Raw genomic sequence first — 25,090 nt, 5'->3', positions numbered from 1 at the left:
CCGAATATCCCAAGGGGTGCTCTTTTTGCTCTGCACTTCAAGTGGATTAGATATCTCCGCTTTGCTCGAACAATTGAGCGATCTCTACAATGACACGGGTTGCCTTCACCATATTGTCTACCGATACATATTCGAATTTGCCATGGTAGTTTTCACCGCCAGTGAAGATATTTGGTGTTGGCATGCCCATATAGGATAGCTGGGAACCATCTGTTCCTCCCCGGATGGGGCGAATAACAGGTTCGATGTCCAGTCGGGTCATGGCTTCATGGGCAATGTCGACGATCTGGCGTACGGGTTCAATTTTCTCGCGCATATTATAGTACTGGTCATTCAATTCAACCGTGATGCTTTTCTCTCCATACTTGGTCTTCAGTTCGTTTGCGATATGGAGCAGATTTGTTTTGCGCTCTTCAAACTTCTCCCGGTCGAAATCACGGATGATGTAGCTCATCTTTGTCAGCTCAACGTCACCATCCAGAGACAACAGATGGTAGAACCCATCATAACCGTCCGTGAATTCAGGAGCTTCCTCCACAGGCAGGCGTCGATTCAATTCCATTGCAATTTTCAGAGAGTTCACCATCTTATCCTTCGCAGTTCCAGGATGTACATTGGTTCCTCGTACCGTAATTTTGGCGGCAGCTGCGTTAAAGCTCTCGTATTCCAGCTCACCAAGCGGTCCGCCATCAACTGTGTACGCATATTTGGCTCCAAAAGCAGCTACATCGAACTTGTGCGGTCCACGGCCAATCTCTTCATCCGGGGTAAAAGCAACCCGAATCTTACCGTGTTTCACTTCCGGGTGTTCAATCAGATAGGCCATCGCCGTCATGATCTCAGCAATGCCTGCCTTATTGTCTGCACCAAGCAACGTTGTACCATCGGTTGTGATCAGGGTGTGGCCTTTATACTCATGCAGCTCCGGGAAATCCTTGTTGGACAGTACTACATCCAGTTCCGAGTTCAGCACAATGTCAGCACCGTCATAGTTATTGATAACCTGTGGTTTGACATTTTTGCCTGTAAAGTCGGTCGCTGTATCGAGGTGAGCCAGGAAACCAATTACAGGAACATCCTTGTCGGTATTGGATGGCAGTGTAGCCATGACATAACCGTTCTCATCCATCGTCACATCTTGCAGACCAATGGAGGTACACTCTTCAACGAGCAGTTTGCCCAAGGCCAGTTGGCCGGGTGTGGAAGGGCATGTCTCGCTATTTTCATCGGATTGGGTATCCATCTGAACGTAAGTACTCAGTCTTTGAATTAATATATCTTTCATATATAACCTCTCCCTAGCTTGAGTAGTATATAAGTTGAGCTACTTGTTTTACACTGATCCACTACGAGGCCAGAATAACCTTCTGATCGCTGTTATCCCCAGATTTTTTGATCCACTTTTACAAAGGTGAAAATCTGAGGATAGCGTATGCTTTCGAAGCAGCTTTCTTGGAGAAAGCTTTTAGCTCCGCTTCTACAGGTTATTTCTGCCCTCTCCGTTATCGTGTAACCGTTAGTCACAACTTATGTAAATTGGGTATAGTAATTATTGTGGTTCTCTACGGTTATCATATCATGTTTTGCAGTCATTTCCAGAATGCAGCAGAACCGAAATATGAGGATTTCTAGGTATCAAAAAGGGTACTAGGTCACAAAAATGTACGTACTTGTATTTCTATAACTGAGGTTCATAATAAATGATGAAGAAAGGATGAGTTCAAGACATGCCATTTATCACGGTTAAGGTACTGGAAGGCAAGTCGGTTGAGCAGAAACGTCAGTTGATTGAACGTATGACTCAGGTGGCTTGTGAGACACTGGATGTTGATCCGAGCAAAGTCTTTATCTTCATTGAGGATTTGGAGAAGGACAATTACGGCAAGAACGGAAAACTGTTTTCGGACTTAGACAAATAAGTAAGGCTTCATATATATCATGATCATGGAACAGGAGATGTAACATCAATGACTGAACAATTATTTTCCCCTTATCAATTCAAGAGTCTGCAATTAAATAACCGTGTCGTTATGGCACCGATGTGCCAATATTCTGTCACTGCGAAGGATGGCATTCCGAACGATTGGCATCAGGTTCACTATGTGAGCCGTGCGGTTGGAGGAACAGGACTGATTGTAATCGAGATGACCGATGTAGATCCGGATGGACGTATTACGGATAATGACTTGGGTATATGGTCAGATGAGCATGTGCCTGCCTTCACCAAACTTGTAGATGGAATTCATGCCTACGGCTCCAAAGTAGCTATTCAGATCGCACATGCGGGACGAAAAGCAGAGGATGCTCCGCAGCCGGTTGCCCCATCGGTAGTTACATTCCCGGGAGAAAAGTACAAGGAACCACGTGCGTTAAGTACGGAAGAAGTAGAAGCTATGATGCAAAAGTTCGCAGACGGTGTTCGCCGCGCAGTGCAGGCTGGAGTAGATACCATTGAGCTGCACGGTGCACATGGATACCTGATCCACCAGTTCCATTCCCCGCTGATGAACCATCGTGAGGATGTATATGGGCAGGATCTGTCCCGTTTTGGAGTAGAAGTCATTCGGGCAGTGAAAAAAGAAATGCCAGCAGATATGCCGCTGATTTTGCGGATTTCGGCTGTAGAATATGCGGATGGTGGATACGACATCGACCACACCATCAATATCGCTCGTGCCTACCAAGACGCAGGTGTGGACATGTTCCATATCAGTTCAGGTGGCGAAGGTCCTTCGGGACAGCGGAAACCGGGGAACTATCCGGGGTATCAGGTACCATTTGCCCGTCGTTTACGTGAAGAACTGAGCGTTCCTGTAATCGCAGTGGGTATGCTGGAGGATGCAGCATTGGCTCAGGCGGTGATTGGCAACGGCGATGCGGATTTGGTTGCCGTTGGCAGAGGTATGCTGCGTGATCCGTACTGGGCGAACCATGCGGCTCTGGAGCTGGGTGTCAGCAAGGATCAAGCTGCCATTGCGGAGCAATATTCTCGTGGATACTAATTTGCTCTAAATTATACTTACACTTGCCACTCCGATGACAGAATAACCTTCCGATCGCTGTTATCCCCAGATTTTTTTGATTCACTTGTTCAAAGGTGAAAATCTGAGGATAAAGGCGAACGCTCCGCTTCTTCAGGCTATTTCTGCCCTCTGCGTTCTCATGTAAATGTTATTGCAAATTTTATATAGTAAAATAGGCCACAGCAGGGGATAACCTTTGCTGTGGCCTAATTTTTTTATAGTGAGAAGCATCAGCATATCCATCCAATTACGGATGGCTACGCTCTTCTAGTTGCTTCATATACGAAATTTTGATTGGACTGCGTGGGTGGTTGATCCGGGTTAAAGTCGGCGTACACTTTAATGTCAGAGAAACCAATGTGTTCGAGAATTAGGCGTAACTCTTCTATGCCGTACCAACGTAGAGTGAGTTCTTGCAGCTCCGTAGCAACAAGAGCACCCTGATGCCATTGTTCGTATCGGATCAGACTCACTTTGTACTGTTGAAGAAGGTTCACTTCAATGGTTTTCACTTCTACCGTGATCGTATCACCATCGGGTAATGAAACGGTTGATGTTTCTACAGAAGAGGGTTGTGTCACATCGGGAAGAAACAGATCAAACACGAGCCTGCCGCCAGGTTCTAAATGCTGAAATAGATTACGTAATACGTTAATCGACGCCTGTCTGTCTTGGATGAGGAGCAGAGAACCTCCGGGAATGATAATTGCCTCGTATCGATATGGAAGGTCAAGCTTCTCCAGATCGGCAACGAACAGCTCAGGCATGGGTAATGCCCGCTCCATACAACTGGAACGGCAAGAGTCAATCATATCGGTTGAATAATCAATTCCATCCACCTTCAAGCCTGCTTCAAGCAAAGGAATGAGCACTCGGCCTGATCCCGACATGGCTTCAAGGATACGTCCTTTGCAGCGCTGAAGATAATGGCGATAGAATTCAATGTCTCCTCCCAAGGAGTGTCCCACAGGTTTCGTGAGATCATAAACGGCGGTGCATAACGGACCATAATAACTGAATGACATAGTATAGGTGTCCCCCACATTTTGATGTAATGAATTGCAACGTGGAAGGGGACTCGTTAAGTTTATCCCTTCCAGCAACGGTTGGAATTGGATTTTTCAGAGCAGACTATCATAGGAATCACGCACCTTTTATGTAATATGTTCCAATTATAGGGTGGAGATAAAGCGGAGGTCAACTTCTATTCGGGTAGTATACGAAATGATGTATAAGGAGGTGATTCGAATGGATTCATCATCAAGTTCATCAAGTGCACTGCCAGATATCCGGCAGGAACTGGTGCTCCATGCACCTGTAGAGAAGGTGTGGGAAATGGTCTCAACCGAGCAGGGACTGAAAACCTGGTTCATGCCAAGCAATCTGGAACCCGTGGAAGGTCACGAGTTTATATTGGAAGCAGGCCCCTTCGGCCAATCACCATGTCAGGTGACGGAAGTTCTTCCACTGCAAAAGCTTTCATTCCGCTGGGGTAAGGACTGGACGTTGACGTTCCAACTGAATGAACAGCCCGAAGGTACGGATTTTACACTGATTCATAGCGGTTGGGATGCAGATAAACTGACCGAGTTTGGACAGGCCCACGCTATCGTACGCGAACGTATGGAACAGGGATGGGCCGGAATCGTTCAGAAGCTTGCTCAAGTTGTTAAATAAATCTTCATTCAATCAACCCCAGGCCATTTCGCCCGTTCATTCCGGTGAAATTCGGCCTGGGGTTTCTTGGTGTACCAGGAGCTGGCGAAAACAGATAGAGATCCTTAAAATTATAAGGAAGTTGACCGATTATGATACGGAAACTATTTCCGTGAGCACCAGAAACGTGTAACATGAATTAAAATGATAAATCGACAGAATTAGACGTCTCTCGCCATTGTGGATGGAAGGAATACATAGATGAGAAAACACTGGATTATGCTGACCATAAGCTTCATATGTATTGTCATTGTTCCACTGGGTTGGATCGCCCAGACGTTAATTAGCGAGCAGAGTAACCCCCAGGCTACAGATGGAAAAATTGACCTGACCCAATGGGACTTTGATCGCAAGGGTGCAGCGTCTCTAAAGGGTGTCTGGGATTTTTACCCTGGGCAGTTGCTGAGTCCGGCAGATATTGAAGCAAGTGTATCCGGTCGCAAGCCATTGCCGGCTTCGTCTGGTACTCAGGTTCCTGCCCGATGGAACAAATCTCTGGGGCAAGCGCATGGGTATGGAACCTATCACCTGCAAGTCCAGCTTACACCCCGGACGATGAAAAATGATTATGGTATACGCACACAGAATATACGCATGGCCCACCGGATATTTATCGATGGTAAAGAGATTGGCGGCAAAGGGCTGCCAGGAAAGACCAAGGCGACAGATATACAATTAAATCTGCCCTTTACAGGATTCACGTCCATTGAGGGCAATACAGCTGACATTATCATTCAAGTATCAAATTATAGTTACTCGTCTGGGGGCATTGTAGCGCCCATTTTGTTTGGAGACGAGCATAGTATTCTGAAAAGTCAGCAACAAGATTGGCTCAAGGATCTGATGGCCTTATTCGGTTTTATCTTGCCAGCCGCCTTTTTTCTACTTCTGTTCAGATTACGACGTACGGAGAAGGAGCTTCGTTTTCTCGGATTATTCAGCCTTTCTGGTGCGGTATACGCTCTTACACATGGGGAGAAGTTACTGGGTACGTTTGTACCGTTCCTGACCAATAATGAGATACTTCGGATTCAGCTCCTTAGTTCAGCCTTTGCCTATTACTTTTTGCTTCGGTATATGGATGCCCGTGTGCCAGGAGCAGTTCATCAGTGGTTTGTTCGTCTGGCTGTAGTGCTAATTATTACTCAGACCATTGTGGGTATTACGCTCCCTCCCACGCTTTTCTCGTCTCTTGAGCTTCCCATGTTGCTGATCTCGCTTGTTGTCATGTTCTATACGCTGCGAGCCATGTTCTATTGGTTGAAAGGACGACCGAATGATAGCCACTTTGCACTCGTGAGTATGATGAGCATACTCATGGTTGTTGTGTTGTATACGCTTGGTGCGTTCACTACCCTAGACACAGCGTTCTTTGCGCTGATTGAACTTTTATTATTTGTATTTGCCCAGATGATTGTGACCGCAATCCGCTTTGCACAATCATTCCGAGACGTGGAAGCCCTGTCGGAGCGTTTGCTGGCCATCGACAGCCTGAAGGACGAGTTCATGGCGAATACGTCTCATGAGTTGCGAACTCCCCTGCATGGCATCATTAATATTGCGCAATCCATGCTGGAAGGGGCGGCTGGAGCAGTCACGCCCAAGCAAGCGAAAAATCTCTCCATGATTACTTCAACCGGCCAGCGCCTTTCACTGCTGGTTAACGATATTTTGGATTTTGCCAAATTAAAAAATAGTGAGATCGAGTTAAAACGGGTAGCTGTTGATCTGGAATCCGTTGCTCGTACTGTGGTTGAAGTCTCGGGTTTCACGTTTGAGGACAAGCCGGTTATATTGATTCAACAATGGCCACAGTCCTTGCCACTTGTTGAGGCAGACGAAGATCGCCTAAGGCAAGTTCTGTATAACTTGCTGGGTAACGCCTATAAGTATACGGAGCAGGGTGAGATTCGATTGTACGCCAGTGTTGAAGGGGATTGGGTGAAGGTATCGGTCGCTGATACAGGGGTAGGCATTGCCTTGGACAAACAGGAGGATATCTTTCAGGCGTATGAGCAGAGTAACGGCACGATTGAGCGATTGAATAATGGAACCGGACTGGGTCTGAGTATTACGCGAAAACTCGTTGAGCTTGGCGGTGGTGAGATCTGGGTTGAATCGGAGCCGGGGCAAGGTTCGACCTTTCATTTCACCCTGCCTGTTATGAAGATGCCACTTTTGCAAACTCATTCGAAACCAGCTGCCGCCCGATATGTTGCTGCACAGGGGGCAGGGGCGAAGGAGCTTGTTACAAGAGAGTCAGATGAGCAGGATGATCTTACGGAAGCGGAGCATACGATTCTGATTGTAGACGATGATCCCGTCAATCGACAGGTATTGCTTAATCTGTTATCGACGGAACGATATCGCGTGCTCGCAGCGGACAGTGGGTCCACTGCATTGAAACTCCGTGAGGATTTCCCGTCCATTGATCTTGTTATTACGGACTGGATGATGCCTAAGATGTCCGGGCTTGAGTTATGTCGCAAACTGCGCGAGCACAGTTCCTTGTCGGAGTTACCGATTCTGATGCTGACCGCCCGTGGGTTGCCTGAGGATATCAAACACGGATTCCAGGCGGGAGCCAATGACTTCCTGAGTAAACCGGTGGATGCCGGTGAATTGCGTGCCCGGGTTCGGACGTTAATTGAGATGCGGAGCTCAGTACAGGAAGCTATTCGGACCGAAATGGCCTTTTTGCAGGCCCAGATCAAGCCACACTTTCTATATAATGCACTCAATGTGATTATCGCGACCTGTGCAGTGAATCCGGACAAAGCAACGGATCTGCTGATTGAATTGAGTCATTACCTGCGCGGAAGTTTTGACTTCCAGAACAGGGAGCAGCTTGTTCCTTTGACCAAAGAGCTGGAATTGGTGGAGTCTTATGTGCATCTGGAACAGGCCAGATTTGAGGAAAGACTGGTGGTTGAGTATGAGGTGGAATCGGACGTACATCTGTATCTGCCACCTCTCAGTATTCAGCCACTTGTGGAGAATGCCATTCGCCACGGCGTGATGGAGCGGGCAGCCGGCGGGACAGTTCATCTTAGGATTTTCCAAGAGAGCGAGCATGTAGTCGTACAGGTCCAGGATGATGGTGTAGGTATCCCTCCTGAGCGTATGGCTCAGGTCAAGTCTGGGCGTACCGAAGGTCCGGGAGGTGTGGGGCTGCAAAATATAAACCGTCGCCTGATGTCTCTCTATGGTCAGGGACTGGAGATTCATAGCCATGTGGGTAAAGGCACGCAGGTCCGATTCCGTATCCCTGTGCAAAAGGTGGATTATTCCAAATAATTTGCCGAGTGAAGCAATTATGGTTAACAGACAGCGGATGCCGATAAAATCGGTATTCCTATTGAATCTTTCATGGCAGGAGGCTGAAAGAACGGTGAGAGCCATTGTGATCGATGATGAGAAGCCAGCGCAGCTTCATCTGGAGCGACTACTACGAACGGACGGACGAATTACACCCGTGCAATGTTTTTCAACAGCTCGTGATGGTCTGCATTTTCTGGCAAACGAACGTGTAGATGTTGTATTTTTGGACATTGGAATGCCGGAGATGAATGGCCTGGAAGCGGCTGAATATATACAGCAATTGGATCAGAGTATTCGTATCATCTTTGTTACGGCTTATGCGGACCATGCAGTGGAAGCATTTGAGTTGCATGCACTGGATTATGTACTGAAACCGGTCAGCTCGACCCGATTGGCCAAAACCGTTGATCGAATCGCGGGCATAATGTCGCATAATTCCCAAATTGCAGCCACCGCCGAGGTACAGGGATCGGAACCTGTGCCTGTGGAGTTGGATACTGAAGTTCCGGGGCTGCTAACGTTCAAACATCTGGATATCTACAGAAGTTTGGATCAGGGTGCCAAGAAACATAAATGGCGCACAACCAAATCACAGGAATTGTTTGCTTTTTTGTTTCATCACAGGGAAGAATGGGTAAGCAAGGAGATTCTGCTTGATAAGCTATGGGGTGATGTTTCCCAGGAAAAGGGATTAACCCATCTACATACTTCCGTGTACCAGATTCGAAAGCTGCTTAAGGAATGGAACATGACAGGCAAGCTGGAGTACAATATGAACCGTTATCGTCTGTTATCAGGCAATCTGGTAAGTGATGTGGATCAATTTGAAAAAGCCATGGTCTACCACGTCATCACATCAGACAATGTCGATGACTTGAGGCATATGATTCCGCTTTATCGTGGTGATTATCTGGAAGAACATGATTATCGTTGGGCACAGGCCAAAGCAAGGGAACTCAGACGCAAGTATACAGGGCTGGTTATGAATATCGCGAGATGGGACATGGAGCATGGTCGTGGCAAGGAAGTGATTGAGCAATTAACGATATTGCAGGAACGGGAGCCTTACTCGGAAGAGATCTGTCGACTCATGATGGAAGTGTATGCATCCATGGATGATCAGCAAGGCATACTTCGTTTATATCATTCATTTACATTGACATTAAATGAGGATCTGGGACATCAGCCGGAACCGGAAACAAGCAGGTTATATCAGAACCTGACGGATAAATAAACGTATGTAACTTAAGTTCAGACAGGAGGGTGAGGCATGAAGCTATTCATACACCGCAAAGACTTGCGTATGGATGATCTGGCCGCATTTGATTATTTGCGGGAACACCAAGAAGAGAGTGTGCATGTTCTCATCTATGATCCATTCCTCCTGCGGCAAGGCCGAGAGAAGGAACACAGCGGTGTGAATTTCAGGCAGCATGCAGCGGAATTAGGCAGACAGTATTTTGAAGCCAAACGAAAACTGCATGTTGCTTACGGCAAACCGGCTGAAGTGGTTGAATTCATCCTGAACGAATTCAAAGATGAGATTAACGAGATTGTGGTGCATCGGGACATGACGCCATATGCAATCGAGCGGGATAGGGCCATACGCAAAGTTAGTGAGGCGCACGAGGTTTCGTTCACACAACTGACGGATCATCTGCTGATGGATCTGAATGGATTTGCCAATTTTACAGGCAAGTCGGAGCCTTATAAGGTATTTGCGGCTTTTCATCGGCGTTGGGTGGAATTCATGAATGAACATCCCAACCCTCCTTCGGCAACAACGGTTGCAGAGTTGAAGGTGAGTGATCGTCAGATTGAATGGCCGGATGCAATGCAGGTACCTCCGGAGTTGCTGGAGGGCAGTGGTTCGAATGACGAGGACCCGCATCTGCTGTTGGATCAATTTTTGTCGGATCGAATTGCTGAATACGGGGATCATCGGGATGAATATGAGGCGTACGAGCCGAGTCATCTCAGTTCTTACGTAGCTGTGGGAGCTGTATCCATTCGCAAAATGTATGATGCGGCGAGTCGCACGGCTGAGGCTGGGGAATGGATCAGGCAGTTGTGCTTCCGCGACTTCTATCTGTATCGAGCGGTCTATGAGAGTCACTATTTTACATATGAAAAGGTGTACGATCTCTCGGCTCTCCATGATGATCACTTTGAACGGTGGTGCAAGGCGGAGACTGGCATCCCGATTATTGATGCAGCGATGACGGAACTGAATGAAACCGGACATATGCCAAACCGGCTGCGGATTCTCACGGCGATGTTTCTCACCAAAAACCTGCAATGCCCGTTCACTTTGGGTGAAGCCTATTTCAGGCGCAAGCTGAGTGACTATGATAACATTCAAAACCGTGGTAACTGGCTATGGTGTGCCTCGCTTGGTGAGAATGCAGCTCCGTATTTTCGCGTGAATAATCCGGTAACGCAATCCGAGAAATATGATCCGCAAGGTGATTATATTCGCAAGTGGTTGCCTGAATTGAAGGATCTGCATAGCAAGGACATCCATCAGCCGCGCAAGGATGCCATTGTGGATCTGAAGGCATCGAGACAGGCAGCTATCGACGTGTATAAACAGATTTTGGCGAGTCGTGGGAAGTAGACTCAGTCAGGGGCGTGATCATGCCCAAACCCAAATTTACCATTCTCATCCGGTTGATCCAATATTCATTTGGTTGAGAGCAGGATGTTCCACAGACCGCGTACTCGCGGTCTTTTTTACATATATAGACATGAAAATAGTGTGAAATGTGTTGAAAATTTAGGAATTGTTAAGAAAATGGACTATCCATCTTAAGCATTATGGCTTTTAATAGATAGAGAGCTTTATTGTATTAAGTCATATCTGACATATTGACGAACACATTAAGGAGAAACGTAAACATGAGTGAAACACTGAAAAGAGAGCGAATTCCAGAGCTGAACCTGGTTCGTGCCTTGGCAATTATCGGCGTACTCAGCGTGCATTCCACGTCCTATGCGACGGTGGACATGACGGGCTCAGGCTACTACTGGCTGTACAATTTTATTAATATCTTTATGAAATATGGTACGCCAACCTTTATTTTTATGAGCAGTTTTGTGCTGTTCTATAACTATTATTCTCGTCCGCTGGATAAGAAACTTGTGAGTAACTTTTACAAGAAAAGATTTGTGTATATTTTGCTTCCGTACTTCCTGTTTTCATTGATGTATTTTGTTTTGCTGCATTTCACGCATTATCAAGGCCGGCCTTTCGGCGAATCGGCAGTTAGTTTTATCACAAAATTGTTTACAGGTAAGGCCTACACACATCTGTACTTTGTGTTTATTAACATGCAATTTTATCTGTTATTCCCATTAGTGTTATGGCTGCTTAAGAAGTATCCTTCCGTGGTGAAATGGTCTGTTCCGATTGGACTATTGATTCAATGGGCATTTATTGTAAGTAATAAATATGGATTCCAGGTACCCAACAAGGGAAGCTGGGCGTTCTCATACTTTTCCTATTTCATGCTGGGGGCTTTTATCGGGGTGTATTTCCCTAAAATCAAGCAATGGTTTGTCATCAGTCGGGCCAATGCAACCAAAGGACGCGTAGCTTCATGGATTCTGCTCTGGGCGGTCTGGATCATTGCCGGACTTGGCCATGTGTATATCTATTACCTGCTGCGTCTGAAGATCGCAACGTATAACACACTGTGGTATGAATTTTTCTGGAATGTGCATACCTTTGCTTGTGCGCTGGTACTTATCCAGATTGCCTATCTGCTCTATCGCAAAGGGCCATCACTGATCGTCAAGCCGCTGAATCGGCTTGGGGCACTGTCCTTTGGCATCTATCTGATTCATCCATTCTTCCTGCTGGTGTATCGGAATTATCCACCTCAAACAGGAGTATCGTGGTTAGTGCATCTGTGGTATGCCGGAGGATTCGGTGTAGCTCTGATCGCTTCGTGGATCGTTGTTGGATTGACGGCAAGGTTTGTTCCATATGCATGGGTCATCTTTGGCAATCTGCCAAAACCCAAACCACGTCTCGTCCCACAACAGAACTCGGGCCAACTGGACGTTCGTTAAGATGGTTTTCCAACACAGGAATAATAAACCGTTTCTTGGTCGACCTTAGGGGAGAGCAGGGAACGGTTTTTTCGTCTATACAGATGTGCTGGATGTGGGGAACGAGTGTTTCTTTTTCATGTATGAGGGGTAATCATAAGGCGGAACGATAATACATTATGGATAACAGGATTAAGGTGAATATAATGACAACATGCGAAAAATGCGGGAGACCGATGCAAGATATATTGGAATATGTGGAACACATTCTTCACGAATGCAGTGAACAGACTCAGGAGTACAATTCAAAAGATTATCAGGCTTTTGGCCATGAGGGTGTTCGCGAGCAGATGTGATACAATAGAAAGAAACCGGATTCATACGGAACCGAGGTGACAACATGGAGACGGGTCCAGCCCCTTTCCGGCAAGGAAAGACGGAACAAGAAGCGCGACTGAGCAAAACGTGTATGTATTGCGGACAACAGCGGCCGATGTCCGAATTCCGGCGCAGAACCGGAAAGCGGGCAGGTCCCGGAGCCAGGCGGGGAGCCTGCCGCAGCTGTCGCCAGCTCGGTGGACAGGCTGACCATGATGCAGGTTCAAGCGTGGGCGGGCAAACGAATGAACGGATCGGGCGTCAACGGGATGGCTTGGAGACACGTGCTGTTACTGCCAGACCCTCTGCATCTGCGAGAAATGTGGCAGGTCGTACCTCCCATGGTATGGAGCAGGGATCTGGTACGTTGGCTGAGTCTGACAGAAGTCTGGTGTCTCAACCTTCAGTAGAATCGTCATCTTCGAATGACGATGAACATGCTGACTTGGTGACTTCCTCACCCTCTTCTTCGGGTATTCGGAAGAAGAGGAGAAGACGGAGAAAGAGCAAGCGATCAGAGAGCATAGCGGGCAATGAACTGAGAGAGACGAGTCTGGAGCAGGATGGTTTGGCAGGTGAGGTAGGAGATGGGACACAGCCAGGTGAGCGCTGGCGTGGGGAAGAAGGGCATTCGCAGGGGCATGCTGCTGCGAATGAGAAGGGCAGTGCACAGCGGGCTGGCGAGCGAGCAGCCGCTGCAGTGCAGGCCGCCGAGCAGACTGCGGCGGCCCACCAGGCTCTGCTGCCGGCTGAGCCGCTAGGCCCGGCAGCAGAGCCCATGGCTGCGGATCAATCGACCGCAGCCAAACGCAAGCGCAAGCGGCGCCGCAAGCGTGCTGCCGCGCTCGCGCCCGGCGCAGGGCAGGCCCGCAGCGTAGCTGCTGAGGCACATGCGCCGGCCCTGAGCGACCGTGGCGATGCCACCACGGTCGCTGCACCTACGGCGGCGGAGGCACAGCCTGCCGCCACCGGGCGCGAGCCTGGGCAAGCGCCGCCGGGGGCTGCTGCGGAGGCAGGGCCTCCTGCGCCCGTGCGCCAGCCTGGCTCGCCAGGGTCCAAGCCGCGCCAGGCGCGCAAGGAGCGTGCGCCCAAGGCGAACGGCGAAGACGCTGCCCGCGTTACATCCGGGCAGCGACCCGCCCATGCCAGCCGTAGTCACGGTGCTGGCACGGATGGCCGCCCCCGCCGCCAGACGCCGTCGGCCCCGGTCGCTATCGACCCGGAAGATCCGGCTTCGCTCCGGACCAATCGGCAAGGCATGGTACGGATGAGGGGTAAGACGGACAAGGGCAGACGTTGGCATCAGGAAGTGGACATGGAGCTTGCGGTCACGCTGGTGAAGGAAAAAGCCGCTGTGGTGGTCAATCGGTACACAATTCGCCGATTGTTCAGCAACAAGGATTTCAAGCGGTATATTCTGACCCGGGATCACTACACCTGTTACTTCTGTGGATCGTATGGAGATACGATTGACCATCTGCTGCCGCGTGCCAAAGGTGGACATACCACCCCGCTCAACTGTGTCTGCGCCTGTAATCTGTGCAACCAGTCCAAAGCAGCGATGGATGCCGAAGAGTTCATGCGTTCCGGTATTCCCGAATGGAATGCTGCACATCAGGCAGAACTGATTGAACTGGCAATGCAGGAAGCGCAGCTGGAAGAAGGATAAATACCCCCAAAGAAGGATCGGGGTTTCGATATGAAGAGCACACCAAGACCACAAGAGGTCGAGGTGTGCTTTTTTGATTCAATTTTGATTTGGGTGGGAAGTGAGTTTGCTGTGCAATAATTTCTTCAAATTGACAACGGTGTTCATCGAAGATGTACGTTATACTGGGAGGGAGTTACTAAAGAAGCTTCATCATCCATATGGATGATGAAATGTATAGTGAACATCAAGCCTAAGAACTTAGAATGTATAGATTGGATGGATGCAGATGACCCCAGCAGCATTAGACATTATGTCATATATTACGGAAGAAAATATTCGTTTCTGGCTGGAGAAGTTTCGCTCCCTGGGCCCGTTACCGGGAATTTTGCTTACGTTTATGAAATCATTTGTACCGCCGCTTCCAACGCTGTTGATTGTGGGCGTAAACGGTGCGGTATATGGTCTGTGGGCAGGATTTATATATTCATGGATCGGCATGGTGCTCGGTTGTACCGTTACATTCCTGATCGTACGGGAGATCGGGAAATCTGCTTTTGTAGAGCGATGGGCACGCAAACCTCGTGTGCAACGCAGCATGGTATGGATTCGAAGGAATGCATTCAGTTATGTTTTTCTGCTGAGTATCTTCCCAGTAGGTCCGTTTGTCATTATTAATGTGGCGGCAGGTATCGCGCGAATGCGATTATTATCTTTCCTGCTTGCGGTGGGCTGTGGTAAAGCGATCATGATTTTCTCTGTTACGTATATTGGTTCCAATGTGGAACAATTTTTGGAGCACCCAATACGCTGGGTAGGCGTATTGCTGTTTATTGCGGTATCCCTGTGGGCAAGCCGCAAACTGGAGCGACACTTTACCCGTTCATCGTCAGATGGAGAAGATCTACATGATCTGAATCAACCAACAGGAAAGTCGATTTCCTCCTAGTTTCGGGGTACAGTGATTTATTTATTTGGTATTTATGAATTACCCACGATGGAAGGTAGATCATATGCAATGAGGTACTACAGTACCGATTTGCGAGTATGGAACGGACTAAAAGTTGAAGGCATGTGATAAATTAGGCATTAGAGAAAAACAAATAGACTGTTCAACCGGTGAGTAACTCCTACATGTCCGGGGAACAGTCTATTTGTTTCTCGTTAAATACTGAACCAACTTCACTTGTGCATTGTCCAATAACATGCCTCTTTATGATCTTCATTTGTATTATGATTTCTGCCCATTCCAGATTTCTAGTAGCGGTCCGTGCTGCCCATAGACCGGATCGGTATCCGGGATCGGAACCTCTTGAATCTCCTGAAGAGCCTTGTGTCGCTCGCCTTCCTCACCTGTGCGTGTGTTGTAACTCATGCCGCCCGGATAGGCACCGGCAATACGAAAATCAGTGCTGGACTCCAGACGTTTATGCCCTGTTCCAGGGGGAAGCACGACAACGTCGCCTGTCTGAAGGTAAACTTTCTGTCCATTTTCTCCGCCTAAAATCAGTTCCACGAATCCACTCACCACAGCAAGAGCCTCATGAGCATTACTATGATAATGATGATAATTGAACACACCATTCAACCAGCTATTTCCCCATCCATTACGGTTCAGCAACGATTCTGCATGAAGAGCCTCTTCAGCCCATACATTCTTATACAAAAGCACAGGAAGGGTCGGATGATTGGGAATTACACCGTCATCCTGAAGGAATAACGTCTCTATGTCCTTTTTCCGTTCATTCATCTCACATCACCTCGCTATAAATTACCCTATAAACTCAAAGACGAACAAAAAATAAACATGTGTCATCGCAAGATCGCACTCAGTTCATAAGTTCTACAACAAGGGAAACGCGCAGTTTCATTATCGATATGGCAAGATACGCAGTTCCAGCAGTATAGAACGCACAAAAAAAGCCAGGGAAGGGTGTATTGAGTAACACCTTCCTTGGCTTTTTTGCGCCTCCGTCTCATTTTCGAATTTCATCCGAACACGGACGGTCAGGCTATTTTAAAACGATCTATTGCACGAAATCTTCGTGCTGTTGGACCTCACATTAAAAGGATCTAGTGATGATCTTTTTTAATGTCGGCAATTTTATCCTGTACAGCACCTTTGGCTTTGTCTTTTTTACCCTCAGCCTGAAGGGATCTGTTGTTGGTTGCATTACCGATCTGATCCTTCACTTCGCCTTTGGCTTTATTTACGCCTGCTTTGATTTTGTCGCCAGTTGAATTACTCATATCGAACATCTCCTTCGTTTCTGGTGTAGTCCTTATTAACCGGGATGTCCGCATTCTAAACGTTCACTATTTCGTGGCGGTCAGAAATTTGTTCTGGATATTCTGTCAGAAATGATCTGTACGAAGAGTCAGTATAAGTATAGGCATTGCTTAATTGCGTGCTTCATTAAAGGAATGAGAGGATGTTATGATATGAGCAATTATATTGGAAATGGTGCGTATTGTTACGCCAATTCAGCTTCAATGCTGCTGTCGTCCATTGGAGAAAAGATAGATCCCGGTCTGCTTGAAACCATCGGTGGCTTTTCACTAGGGGCCTTTCGAACGCAGGAAGATATGCTTTTTTTTGATAACTGTACCTCCAGTCCTGATCTGGCCATCAGCAAGGCGATGAGCATTCTGGGATTTAGTGTGCGCGAAAGTGTGCAAGCACGGGGTACAGAGATGCCTGTAGATGAGCTAAGAGAGGCTTTGAAGCAGGGCCCTGTGATGATGGGGCCGCTGGATATGGGCAAACTCGTCTACAATCCCAACTCTCCCAACCTGGGTGGTTGCGATCATTATGTAGTTGCGCTCAATATGAGGGGCGATGAAATATGTCTGCATGACCCGGCTGGATTTCCGAATGTCTTCCTGACACTGGATAAACTTGAGGAAGCATGGAAGTCTGAATTCCCATGGAGTAGTGGTGTGTATCGACGATGGTGGAGTCCTGAACGCATTGAACATCCTGATCTGGAGGAGATTAACCGCCGGGCTTTCACTTGGTTCAAATCAACCCTTACAGAACAGACCCATGATATTGCTGCACAGGAAGGACGAACCGGAGCTTCAGCCATTCTGCATAAGGCGGAACAGGTTCGTGCTGGAGCAATCGATGGTAATGAGTGGGCTCATTATGTGTATTTTGCTCTGCCAGTAGGCGCGCGTCGTGCCCATGATTATGGTTTGTTTTTTAACACAATCCATCCTGACCTTTCTGCTTTGAAATACGCACAATCCCGCCAATTCGGTGAATGCCAATCCCGTCTGGTCTCTCGGAACTGGGAGGCTGCTGCGACAATCATGGTGGCACTCGCGGAGACGGAAGCCATGATCGCAGCTTCTATTTTGAAGATGGAGTAATGAAAGTGAAGCGACGCTATAAGAAAGGGAGATATACATGGATGGATTAACTAACAATCGCCATATCAGGCCAGGGGAAGATGAGATATTAGAGGATCGGCAAAAGGAGCCGGATATCGCGCTTATCCAACGAGCCCAAACGGGGGATACAGAGGCCTTTGGAGAGTTGATTCACCGTTACCGTGGGCAATTGTTTCGTTATGTGCGAGCGCTTACGTATGATTCTTATCTCGCAGAAGACATTTTACAGGATGGGCTTATTCGTGCGTTCATTCATATGGGACAGCTTCAGAATGCTGAGCGTTTTATGGCCTGGATGCAGCGTATTGTACGTAATCAGGCGTACTCACATATGCAGCGCCAAAAGCAGCAGCGGGAACAACATTTTTCTTCGTTCTTTGCATTTGGATTCGGAGCCGATGATGCCTCATGGAGCGATCAAGACTCGCTCGACATGACGCTGAATCATCTTTTGAATGACTCAAATCGAAGCTCGCAGGAGACAGGCAATGATCCGTATCAAGCTGTTGCTCAGCAGGAAATGAGGAACAATCTCCACAGGCTGTTGGGTTGTCTGAATGAAAGAGAACAACAGGTCTTCACATCATATTGGATGGAGCAGCTGTCACCGCAAGAAATGGCCTGCAAATTCAACCTGACAAGTGCCAATGTGTATCAAATTCTGTCCCGTTCACGTAAAAAAGTGTCTCAGCTTCATATTCATTTATCTGTAGAAGAAATGCTGGCCGAGTGGAATTCACTCGGGCAAAATCGAGTGACTCTGGAGGAACCCCTCTCGTTTCGGACTCCCCAAACCTGGAACTCGGCAGCAGCATCCATTCACGAGATGTTAGGTTATATCGATCCATCTCCGTCTCTCCCCATGGTTATGGGGATGAGTGGACTTTCTTTTCGTTTGACCATCCTGCCTCAGGACATACATATTGCTGGACCTACCGCCTATAACTTCAAAGAGGTGCTTACAAGAGGATTGCAACATATGGGTTATCGTTCCCATGCGGTTGAGGCTTTGGCGAGCGAAGCGGGACTCAATGCCAATCTGGTCGATCCTTCGATGCTAGAGGAGAAAGCGAAGGGGAAAAGGTTGCTTAATCCAAGACTTGTTCAGGCACTCTCCCTGATACGTTACGCCATTCATCGGGGAATTCCGGCCGTCGTGTGGGACCTGAATATTCCCGAATTCGGGTTGATCTATGGCTATGATGATGCAGCCCGGATCCTATACGGTACCGATTTCATTAAATCAGGAACAATTGCCTATGATCATGTAGGCCGGGGCGTGAATCAGGAAGTATTTGTACTGGTAGCGGAATCAGATGGCATGATACGAGAAATGAACTTGCGCGCGGCACTGACAGCTACGTTGGCTCATTATCTTGGAGAGGACCCGTATACCTTGCCGAACACAGTCAGTGGTGTGGCTGCCTATGCAGTCTGGAGAGAAGCCCTACAATACAGACGGGTAGAACCGAATGGTCACGCCTATAACATTGCGGTTTTGTGGGATGCAAGACGTTATGCAAGTGAGTTTTTCAAAGAACTTTCACTAAAGTGGGCTTCGATTGCCAGCTATTCCAGCTTGATTCCATTCTGTCTTCAGGCAGAAGAGTTATATCGAAACATGTCCCAAAAGTTAAATACACTCGCAGAATTATTTCCTTTTCCAGATGGAGGACTGCCTAATGAGAAGCTTCATGCGGATCAGGCCATCTCGATACTGCTGGAAGTGGAGGAATTGGAGCGAGCCGCCGTCGTTGCAATAAAAGCATTGCTTGAAGAAATGGATCAGTATTCCCCAGAAATAGTTATGGTTTGACCTAATTGTACCGATCAGATCGGGCAAAAAGTGAAAACAAGTATCAGGAGGCAGGGCGATCCGTCAGGCCTTCTTTCTGTCTTTTTTTTGCATTCGTGACGCAAGAGGTTCATACTTGAAATAGAAAAGATGTCTCAATGTTGGAATAAGGCTGAGCCCAACGCTGCATAATAACGATAGTGACCAATTTCGTTGCATGAAAATTGTGATATTGGAAAACAATTCCTGAACATTTGGATAAACAAATCCTTCCTTGTGTACATATCGCACATCTGGTCATATGTGATCTTGTCTTAATACCACATGTGGTAGGAATACGGATCTTGGACAGGAGGATCGGCGGTGTTAGCTTGCCTTCATGGGTTGACAAAAAAATCGATTTTGTTACAATGTTCACAATATCTTCACAAGTGTAAAAAATTTCTTTTTCATGTTCATGTGTAAGAGGTGTAATATAAGGGTATAGAGTTCGGTTTCGGCCTGCTTGTCGTTTTGTGCGTCAACACATGTTGTCCGCAATAGATCCAAGATACAATGCATGATACGGGAGTGGCCCTGAGCTACGCTCATCCTATTGTGTGAAATTTGGTACATTTAAATGTATTCGATGTATTTTGTGGTTCGGCTCTGCTTGACAGGCATCATGAAAGTCGCGGACTTCTATCCCAAAGTAAAGGAGGACTTTCTCTTATGTCACAATCGCCTACTCAACAAGAGGTGCCAGTTACAGAAGGTGCCAACGTTTCCGAGCGCCAGTCCTTGGACGTTCTGGATCAACTGATGAAGCCTGAGGTACAGGAGTCTTTAACCGTTCTGGTGGAGAACCTGCCTAAATTGGCTGAAATGGTTACTGCTATGACAAAAGCTTATGACTTTGCACAAAGTGTAGCAACAGACAAAGTTCTGATCAGCGACACAATGAGCGCAATGGGCGAGTTCGCTAAGCCTGTTGTAGACAAAGCTAAAGGTGTAGCTTCTGCTGCCATCGAAGCCAATGACCGTGCGCAAACAGAGCAAACTTCAGTTGGCTTGTTCGCTATGCTGAAAATGCTTAAAGATCCAAACGTACAACAATCGCTTCGTTTTGCTCAATCTTTCTTGAGCATCTTGAACGAGCGTCAACAACCGAAACGTTAAGACTTAGAAGAACGGAGGATGGATATGTCGAAGCAAATTTTGATCTTGGGTGGAGGATACGGCGGTCTGTTGACTGCATTGACTGCGCGTCAATACTTGTCTCCGGAAGAAGCGACAATTACTGTCGTGAACCGTTACCCTACACACCAAATTATCACGGAACTGCACCGTCTTGCAGCGGGAAGCATTGCTGAACAAGCAGTTGCTCTTCCACTTGAAAAATTGCTGCGTGGCAAAAACGTGAACTTGAAAATCGATACGGTGGATACAATCAAGCCGGACGAGAAGAAAGTTCTGATGACCAGCGGCTCCACATACTCTTACGATGCACTTGTTGTTGCCTTGGGCAGCGAAACGGCATTCTTCGGAATTCCGGGATTGCAAGAGTACAGCTTCACGCTCAAATCGGTTAGCGATGCAAACCGTATTCGTGCACACGTTGAAGCACGTCTTGATGCTTACAAACAGTCCGGCAACAAAGCAGACGCTACGTTTGTTATTGGTGGCGGCGGCTTGACAGGTATTGAGCTTGTTGGCGAATTCGCTGACCTGCTTCCTGCTGTATGTCAAGAAAAAGGCATCGACTTCAAAGAAGTATCCCTGTACACAGTTGAAGCAGGTCCTTCCATCCTGGCAGGATTCCCGCCAGAGCTGGTTGAACGTGCTAAATCAAGTCTTGAGAAACGTGGCGTTAACTTCATCGTTGGCGTAGCGATTACCGAGATGAAAGAAAACGAAGTTCTGCTGAAAGACGGCAGCTCCATCCCTACGAACACACTCGTATGGACAGGTGGCGTACAAGGCAACGCTGTTGTTGCTAACAGCGGAATTGAAGTGGATCGTGGCCGTGCGAAAGTTACGGAAGTTCTGCAATCTACTTCTCACAAAGACGTGTTTGTTGCTGGTGATAGCGCAGTGGTCTTCCCTAGCGAAGGCGCTCGCCCTTACCCTCCAACAGCACAATTGGCTTGGCAAATGGGTGAGACTATTGGTCACAACTTGGGCGTTATGTTCAAAGGTGGCGCAATGGAATCCTTCACACCAGTATTCTCCGGTACGCTGGGAAGTCTGGGTCGTAAAGATGCTGTCGGCATGATCGGTGGCAACCAGACTCGTCTGAAAGGTCTGCCTGCAACCATGATGAAAGAAGCAAGTAACATCCGTTACCTGGCTCACATTCACGGTTTGTTCGCACTGGCTTACTAATCTTAATGCCATTCAAGGGCGCCCTTTTGGGCGTCCTTTTTGGTTGTCACCATTACAAAGAATAACAGATATTCAGATGAAAAAGGTGCGGCAGAAGTGGTCGATGTGAGGTCGCGTATAAAGTACCTAGGGGATATGGCATATTAAAGGAACGATGGAATCCTTCACATTTCATAGAGGTACTGAACGGGCATGGACATGAAGCCGGCGCTTAGAAGCGCCGGCTTTCGTTTAAATTATAGGATGAGTATCTTTAAATAAAAAGAACGGGGAGCAGCAACAAGCCATCCGTTCAACTGAGAGGAGAATGACGTATGAACGTTTTAGTTATAGGAGCAAATGGACAAATCGGAAAGTTTGTGGTGGAACAGCTGGCACAGGAAGGCAAACATAAAGTAACGGCTATGATCCGCAAACTGGAGCAGGCGGATGCACTGAAGGAACTCGGTGCAGATGTGGTGATTGGTGACCTGGAGGGTAGTGTAGAGGATTTGGCTCAGGCAATGAAGGATCATAATGCCATTGTGTTTACGGCCGGTTCTGGCGGATCTACCGGTCAGGACAAAACACTGCTTATTGATCTCGACGGTGCGGTGAAAACGATGGAAGCCGCAGAGCAGCAAGGAATCTCCAGATATATTCTGGTCAGTGCGTATGGCGCAGATTAACGGGAGAAATGGTCAGAGTCCATTAAGCCTTATTACGTGGCGAAACATTATGCGGATCGTGTGTTGTTTGCAAGTGATCTCAATTACACGATTATACGTCCAGGTGGTCTGAAGAATGAACCGGGCACAGGTAAGATCGCAGTTGGAACCGATCTGGAGCCAGGAAGCATCCCGCGTGAAGATGTAGCCCGCGTAATCGTGGCTTCTTTGCAGGAAGAGAAGACGTACCGAATGGCCTTTGATCTAATTGCCGGGGAGCATCCGGTTGAAGATGCCTTGGGCAAATTGTAGATGTTATTGTAAGATAACGGGAGAATGAAATGATGGGGATGAGGGGGAGCGCTGCATGAACGAAGCCGTGCTGGTCATAGAGGATGAGCCCAAAATAGCACGTCTGCTGGAACTGGAACTACAGTATGAGGGGTATCAGGTGGGCAAGGCTGGTAGTGGAACAGAAGGACTGGAGAAGTATGCTGAAGGACAGTGGGATCTGATTCTGCTGGATGTGATGTTGCCTGGTCTGAGTGGAATTGAAGTGTTGCGGCGAGTTCGTGCCAAAGATGCTACGGTTCCGATCATTATGCTCACTGCCAAAGATTCCGTGGAAGACAAAGTATCCGGCCTGGATCTAGGAGCCAATGACTACATCACCAAGCCGTTCCAGATTGAAGAGCTACTTGCCAGAGTTCGGGCTGCATTGCGGCTTAGTGCAGTGGCGTCTGTTGTTTCTTCCGCTTCTTCGTCTACACCTGCTGATACGGGGAATGACTCTTCTGGGCATCAGGCCGAAGCTGAGGCGGGCTGGTTGACGGCTGCCGGGTTGAAACTAAATGAAGGAACGCGAGAGGTATCCCGAGATGGTGTGGCCATTGAGCTTACTCCACGTGAGTTCGACCTGCTCGTGTATCTGCTTCAGAATCAACGTCAGGTGCTCAGTCGTGATCAGATTGTGCAGGCCGTGTGGGGATACGATTATTATGGAGATACTAATGTGGTGGATGTGTACATCCGTTATGTGCGCAAAAAGGTGGATAACGGATTCACACCACCCTTAATACATACCGTACGGGGCGTAGGATACGTCCTGAAGGAACAGTTATGAGCCTGCGCAGTAAAATCTACGGATATTCGTCTGTATTATTTGCTGTGCTGTTAATCGCGGTGAACCTGTCGGTCTACATCGTGTTTGAACGGATGTCGATTGATAACGAGGTTAATCGGGTGGAAGCGGAAGCGGAGTCTATTGTCAAAGGAGTGCGTCAGTCTGCCGGCTCCATTCCGCCGGATGACTTGTTACGGGCCTACGCGCCTGTGAACGGCATGCTCCGGATTGTTAATGAAGACGGCACCAGTTCCCCGGTGACAACAACAGCAGCTTCCGAGCAGCTGAGCAAGCTGCCTTATAAGTACGAAAGTGAGAAGAAATCGGAGTATACCCAAGTTGAACAGATTGGTTATGTGTGGGTATCAGTCCCGGTCATCTGGCCTGATGGCGAGGTGGTGAATGTACAGGTCACCGAGAGCATTGCAGAGACGGAGAATCGTCTGTCCGTACTGCGAACTGTGCTTGTGGCGGTCACGATTATTGCTCTCATTCCAGCCATTATCTCCAGCCGGATTCTGGCGAATCGAATGACCAGACCGATTCAGCAGATGACACGCACGATGACTGATATCCAGTCCAGCGGCCAATTCAAGCGTCTTCCACTGGAGGAAGGGTCTAAGGATGAACTGAAAACGATGGGACAGACGTTCAACCGGATGATGGATCTGCTCGAATCCAACTTTGTGCGACAGGAACGGTTTGTATCCGATGCATCTCATGAGCTCAAAACACCGCTGACCATTATTGAGAGCTACGCTAGTCTGCTACAGCGGCGAGGAAAAGAGCGGCCCGAGGTATTTGATGAAGCGGTAGAAGCGATTCTGTCCGAATCGGTTCGTATGCGGGAGATGACCGAACAGCTGCTACTGCTCGCGAAGCAGCCAGAGCAGTGGAATGTACAGTTGGCGCGTGTGGATATCACGAGACTGGCTACAGACTCCACACGTGCGTTTCGCGAAGCCTATCACCGTGAAGTCCGGTGTGAAGATCCAGGTTCAATATGGGCGATCAGCGATGAGAGTAAGCTGAAGCAACTGTTGTTTATTTTGCTGGATAATGCCCGGAAGTATAGTGAAGATGCAATTGAAGTCAGACTAGAAGCCAAGGGACAAGAGTGCCGTATTCGGATTGTGGATACCGGGATTGGTATGCGGGAGGACGAGCTGGAGAAGGTATTTGACCGATTCTACCGGGTTGATCCGGCCAGAACACGTAGCTTAGGTGCAAGTGGTTCAGGTCTGGGATTGTCACTTGCCAAAGAGCTTGCAGGAGCAGTTGGAGCACGGATCGAACTGACCAGCACCGAGGGTGAAGGCACCGAGGCTTCGATTATTTTGCCTTTATCGGTTCACGGGCCGCTCTCATGAAATTCTCATTCTTCTCTTATATACTAAATAAACTGAACTAAAGATTGTTCACACTGACACTACGATGACAGAACAACCTTCCAATCGCTGTTATCCCCAGATTTTTTTGATTCCCTTTTCTCAAGGGGAAAATCCGGGGATAAAGGTGAACGCTTCGCTTTTTCAGGTTTTTTCTGTCCTCTCCGTTACTGTGTAAAAGATTAGTTCATTTTATGTAGTAGCCATTGGAAACTAAACTCAGACCGAATATATAACA

Annotated in this window: 19 protein-coding genes and 1 pseudogene; 16 read left to right on the top strand and 4 right to left on the bottom strand. The window is 47.9% G+C overall.

The window, feature by feature from the left end; all coding sequences use genetic code 11:
• Positions 1-46: 46 nt before the first annotated feature.
• Positions 47-1,285, bottom strand: a complete 1,239-nt coding sequence (pepT, locus tag BS614_RS01730) for a peptidase T (protein ID WP_074092728.1) — start codon at positions 1,283-1,285, stop codon at positions 47-49.
• Between the two features lie 442 nt (positions 1,286-1,727).
• On the opposite strand from pepT, the gene BS614_RS01725 reads away from it, so the two are divergent.
• Together BS614_RS01725 and BS614_RS01720 are read left to right on the top strand one after the other, a co-directional pair.
• Positions 1,728-1,919 carry a tautomerase family protein gene (locus BS614_RS01725; RefSeq protein WP_017691642.1) on the top strand — a complete coding sequence of 64 codons (192 nt, stop codon included), beginning with the start codon at positions 1,728-1,730 and terminating at the stop codon, positions 1,917-1,919.
• A gap of 48 nt (positions 1,920-1,967) precedes the next feature.
• Complete coding sequence (locus BS614_RS01720) at positions 1,968-3,002, top strand: NADH:flavin oxidoreductase/NADH oxidase (RefSeq protein WP_074092727.1); 1,035 nt, start codon at positions 1,968-1,970, stop codon at positions 3,000-3,002.
• A 278-nt stretch (positions 3,003-3,280) separates the two neighbouring features.
• Here BS614_RS01720 and BS614_RS01715 read toward each other — a convergent pair whose 3' ends face one another.
• Positions 3,281-4,048, bottom strand: a complete 768-nt coding sequence (locus BS614_RS01715) for a class I SAM-dependent methyltransferase (RefSeq protein ID WP_074092726.1) — start codon at positions 4,046-4,048, stop codon at positions 3,281-3,283.
• A 223-nt stretch (positions 4,049-4,271) separates the two neighbouring features.
• Between BS614_RS01715 and BS614_RS01710 the strand changes: the two genes are divergently transcribed.
• The 7 genes from BS614_RS01710 to BS614_RS01680 all read left to right on the top strand — a co-directional run bounded on the left by BS614_RS01710 (position 4,272) and on the right by BS614_RS01680 (position 15,088).
• The gene (locus BS614_RS01710) at positions 4,272-4,700 is read left to right on the top strand and encodes an SRPBCC family protein (protein WP_074092725.1); all 429 of its coding nucleotides are present in this window, start codon (positions 4,272-4,274) and stop codon (positions 4,698-4,700) included.
• A 240-nt stretch (positions 4,701-4,940) separates the two neighbouring features.
• Positions 4,941-8,036 (top strand): ATP-binding protein, encoded by a 3,096-nt coding sequence (locus tag BS614_RS01705; protein ID WP_074092724.1) that lies wholly within the window; start codon positions 4,941-4,943, stop codon positions 8,034-8,036.
• Positions 8,037-8,130: 94 nt separating this feature from the next.
• Complete coding sequence (locus BS614_RS01700) at positions 8,131-9,294, top strand: response regulator (protein ID WP_074092723.1); 1,164 nt, start codon at positions 8,131-8,133, stop codon at positions 9,292-9,294.
• A 36-nt stretch (positions 9,295-9,330) separates the two neighbouring features.
• Positions 9,331-10,677, top strand: a complete 1,347-nt coding sequence (locus BS614_RS01695; protein WP_074092722.1) for a cryptochrome/photolyase family protein — start codon at positions 9,331-9,333, stop codon at positions 10,675-10,677.
• A 281-nt stretch (positions 10,678-10,958) separates the two neighbouring features.
• The gene (locus tag BS614_RS01690; RefSeq protein WP_047840877.1) at positions 10,959-12,134 is read left to right on the top strand and encodes an acyltransferase; all 1,176 of its coding nucleotides are present in this window, start codon (positions 10,959-10,961) and stop codon (positions 12,132-12,134) included.
• Positions 12,135-13,521: 1,387 nt separating this feature from the next.
• On the top strand, positions 13,522-14,160 hold the full coding sequence (locus BS614_RS32700; RefSeq protein ID WP_483406827.1) for an HNH endonuclease: 639 nt from the start codon (positions 13,522-13,524) through the stop codon (positions 14,158-14,160).
• A 268-nt stretch (positions 14,161-14,428) separates the two neighbouring features.
• Complete coding sequence (locus tag BS614_RS01680) at positions 14,429-15,088, top strand: TVP38/TMEM64 family protein (protein WP_074092721.1); 660 nt, start codon at positions 14,429-14,431, stop codon at positions 15,086-15,088.
• 282 nt (positions 15,089-15,370) lie between these two features.
• On the opposite strand, the gene BS614_RS01675 is transcribed toward BS614_RS01680, so the two are convergent.
• Positions 15,371-15,889, bottom strand: a complete 519-nt coding sequence (locus BS614_RS01675) for a cupin domain-containing protein (RefSeq protein WP_074092720.1) — start codon at positions 15,887-15,889, stop codon at positions 15,371-15,373.
• 323 nt (positions 15,890-16,212) lie between these two features.
• Complete coding sequence (locus tag BS614_RS01670; protein WP_074092719.1) at positions 16,213-16,389, bottom strand: CsbD family protein; 177 nt, start codon at positions 16,387-16,389, stop codon at positions 16,213-16,215.
• 192 nt (positions 16,390-16,581) lie between these two features.
• On the opposite strand from BS614_RS01670, the gene BS614_RS01665 reads away from it, so the two are divergent.
• From BS614_RS01665 to BS614_RS01635, 7 genes and pseudogenes are all read left to right on the top strand, one after another.
• Positions 16,582-17,514, top strand: a complete 933-nt coding sequence (locus BS614_RS01665; protein WP_074092718.1) for a hypothetical protein — start codon at positions 16,582-16,584, stop codon at positions 17,512-17,514.
• A 37-nt stretch (positions 17,515-17,551) separates the two neighbouring features.
• Complete coding sequence (locus BS614_RS01660; protein ID WP_074092717.1) at positions 17,552-19,351, top strand: RNA polymerase sigma factor; 1,800 nt, start codon at positions 17,552-17,554, stop codon at positions 19,349-19,351.
• 690 nt (positions 19,352-20,041) lie between these two features.
• Positions 20,042-20,488 carry a DUF1641 domain-containing protein gene (locus BS614_RS01655; RefSeq protein WP_017691658.1) on the top strand — a complete coding sequence of 149 codons (447 nt, stop codon included), beginning with the start codon at positions 20,042-20,044 and terminating at the stop codon, positions 20,486-20,488.
• A gap of 24 nt (positions 20,489-20,512) precedes the next feature.
• Positions 20,513-21,694 (top strand): NAD(P)/FAD-dependent oxidoreductase, encoded by a 1,182-nt coding sequence (locus tag BS614_RS01650; protein ID WP_036606574.1) that lies wholly within the window; start codon positions 20,513-20,515, stop codon positions 21,692-21,694.
• Positions 21,695-22,008: 314 nt separating this feature from the next.
• Positions 22,009-22,653: pseudogene (locus BS614_RS01645) on the top strand (SDR family oxidoreductase).
• A 55-nt stretch (positions 22,654-22,708) separates the two neighbouring features.
• On the top strand, positions 22,709-23,464 hold the full coding sequence (locus BS614_RS01640; protein WP_074092716.1) for a response regulator transcription factor: 756 nt from the start codon (positions 22,709-22,711) through the stop codon (positions 23,462-23,464).
• Entirely contained in the window at positions 23,461-24,834 is a 1,374-nt protein-coding gene (locus BS614_RS01635) for a sensor histidine kinase (RefSeq protein WP_074092715.1), read from the top strand. The genes BS614_RS01640 and BS614_RS01635 overlap by 4 nt, the downstream gene beginning before the upstream one ends.
• Positions 24,835-25,090: the final 256 nt, after the last annotated feature.

Origin of the sequence: Paenibacillus xylanexedens (genome assembly GCF_001908275.1) — a bacterium.
Classification (GTDB): domain Bacteria; phylum Bacillota; class Bacilli; order Paenibacillales; family Paenibacillaceae; genus Paenibacillus; species Paenibacillus xylanexedens_A.
This window is presented reverse-complemented; position numbering and strand designations above follow the sequence as displayed.

Coding starts and splice junctions, on each gene's coding strand:
- pepT (WP_074092728.1), bottom strand. CDS start 1,285: ATGAAAGATATATTAATTCAAAGACTGAGTACTTACGTTCAGATGGAT.
- BS614_RS01725 (WP_017691642.1), top strand. CDS start 1,728: ATGCCATTTATCACGGTTAAGGTACTGGAAGGCAAGTCGGTTGAGCAG.
- BS614_RS01720 (WP_074092727.1), top strand. CDS start 1,968: ATGACTGAACAATTATTTTCCCCTTATCAATTCAAGAGTCTGCAATTA.
- BS614_RS01715 (WP_074092726.1), bottom strand. CDS start 4,048: ATGTCATTCAGTTATTATGGTCCGTTATGCACCGCCGTTTATGATCTC.
- BS614_RS01710 (WP_074092725.1), top strand. CDS start 4,272: ATGGATTCATCATCAAGTTCATCAAGTGCACTGCCAGATATCCGGCAG.
- BS614_RS01705 (WP_074092724.1), top strand. CDS start 4,941: ATGAGAAAACACTGGATTATGCTGACCATAAGCTTCATATGTATTGTC.
- BS614_RS01695 (WP_074092722.1), top strand. CDS start 9,331: ATGAAGCTATTCATACACCGCAAAGACTTGCGTATGGATGATCTGGCC.
- BS614_RS01690 (WP_047840877.1), top strand. CDS start 10,959: ATGAGTGAAACACTGAAAAGAGAGCGAATTCCAGAGCTGAACCTGGTT.
- BS614_RS01680 (WP_074092721.1), top strand. CDS start 14,429: ATGACCCCAGCAGCATTAGACATTATGTCATATATTACGGAAGAAAAT.
- BS614_RS01675 (WP_074092720.1), bottom strand. CDS start 15,889: ATGAATGAACGGAAAAAGGACATAGAGACGTTATTCCTTCAGGATGAC.
- BS614_RS01670 (WP_074092719.1), bottom strand. CDS start 16,389: ATGAGTAATTCAACTGGCGACAAAATCAAAGCAGGCGTAAATAAAGCC.
- BS614_RS01665 (WP_074092718.1), top strand. CDS start 16,582: ATGAGCAATTATATTGGAAATGGTGCGTATTGTTACGCCAATTCAGCT.
- BS614_RS01660 (WP_074092717.1), top strand. CDS start 17,552: ATGGATGGATTAACTAACAATCGCCATATCAGGCCAGGGGAAGATGAG.
- BS614_RS01655 (WP_017691658.1), top strand. CDS start 20,042: ATGTCACAATCGCCTACTCAACAAGAGGTGCCAGTTACAGAAGGTGCC.
- BS614_RS01650 (WP_036606574.1), top strand. CDS start 20,513: ATGTCGAAGCAAATTTTGATCTTGGGTGGAGGATACGGCGGTCTGTTG.
- BS614_RS01640 (WP_074092716.1), top strand. CDS start 22,709: ATGAACGAAGCCGTGCTGGTCATAGAGGATGAGCCCAAAATAGCACGT.
- BS614_RS01635 (WP_074092715.1), top strand. CDS start 23,461: ATGAGCCTGCGCAGTAAAATCTACGGATATTCGTCTGTATTATTTGCT.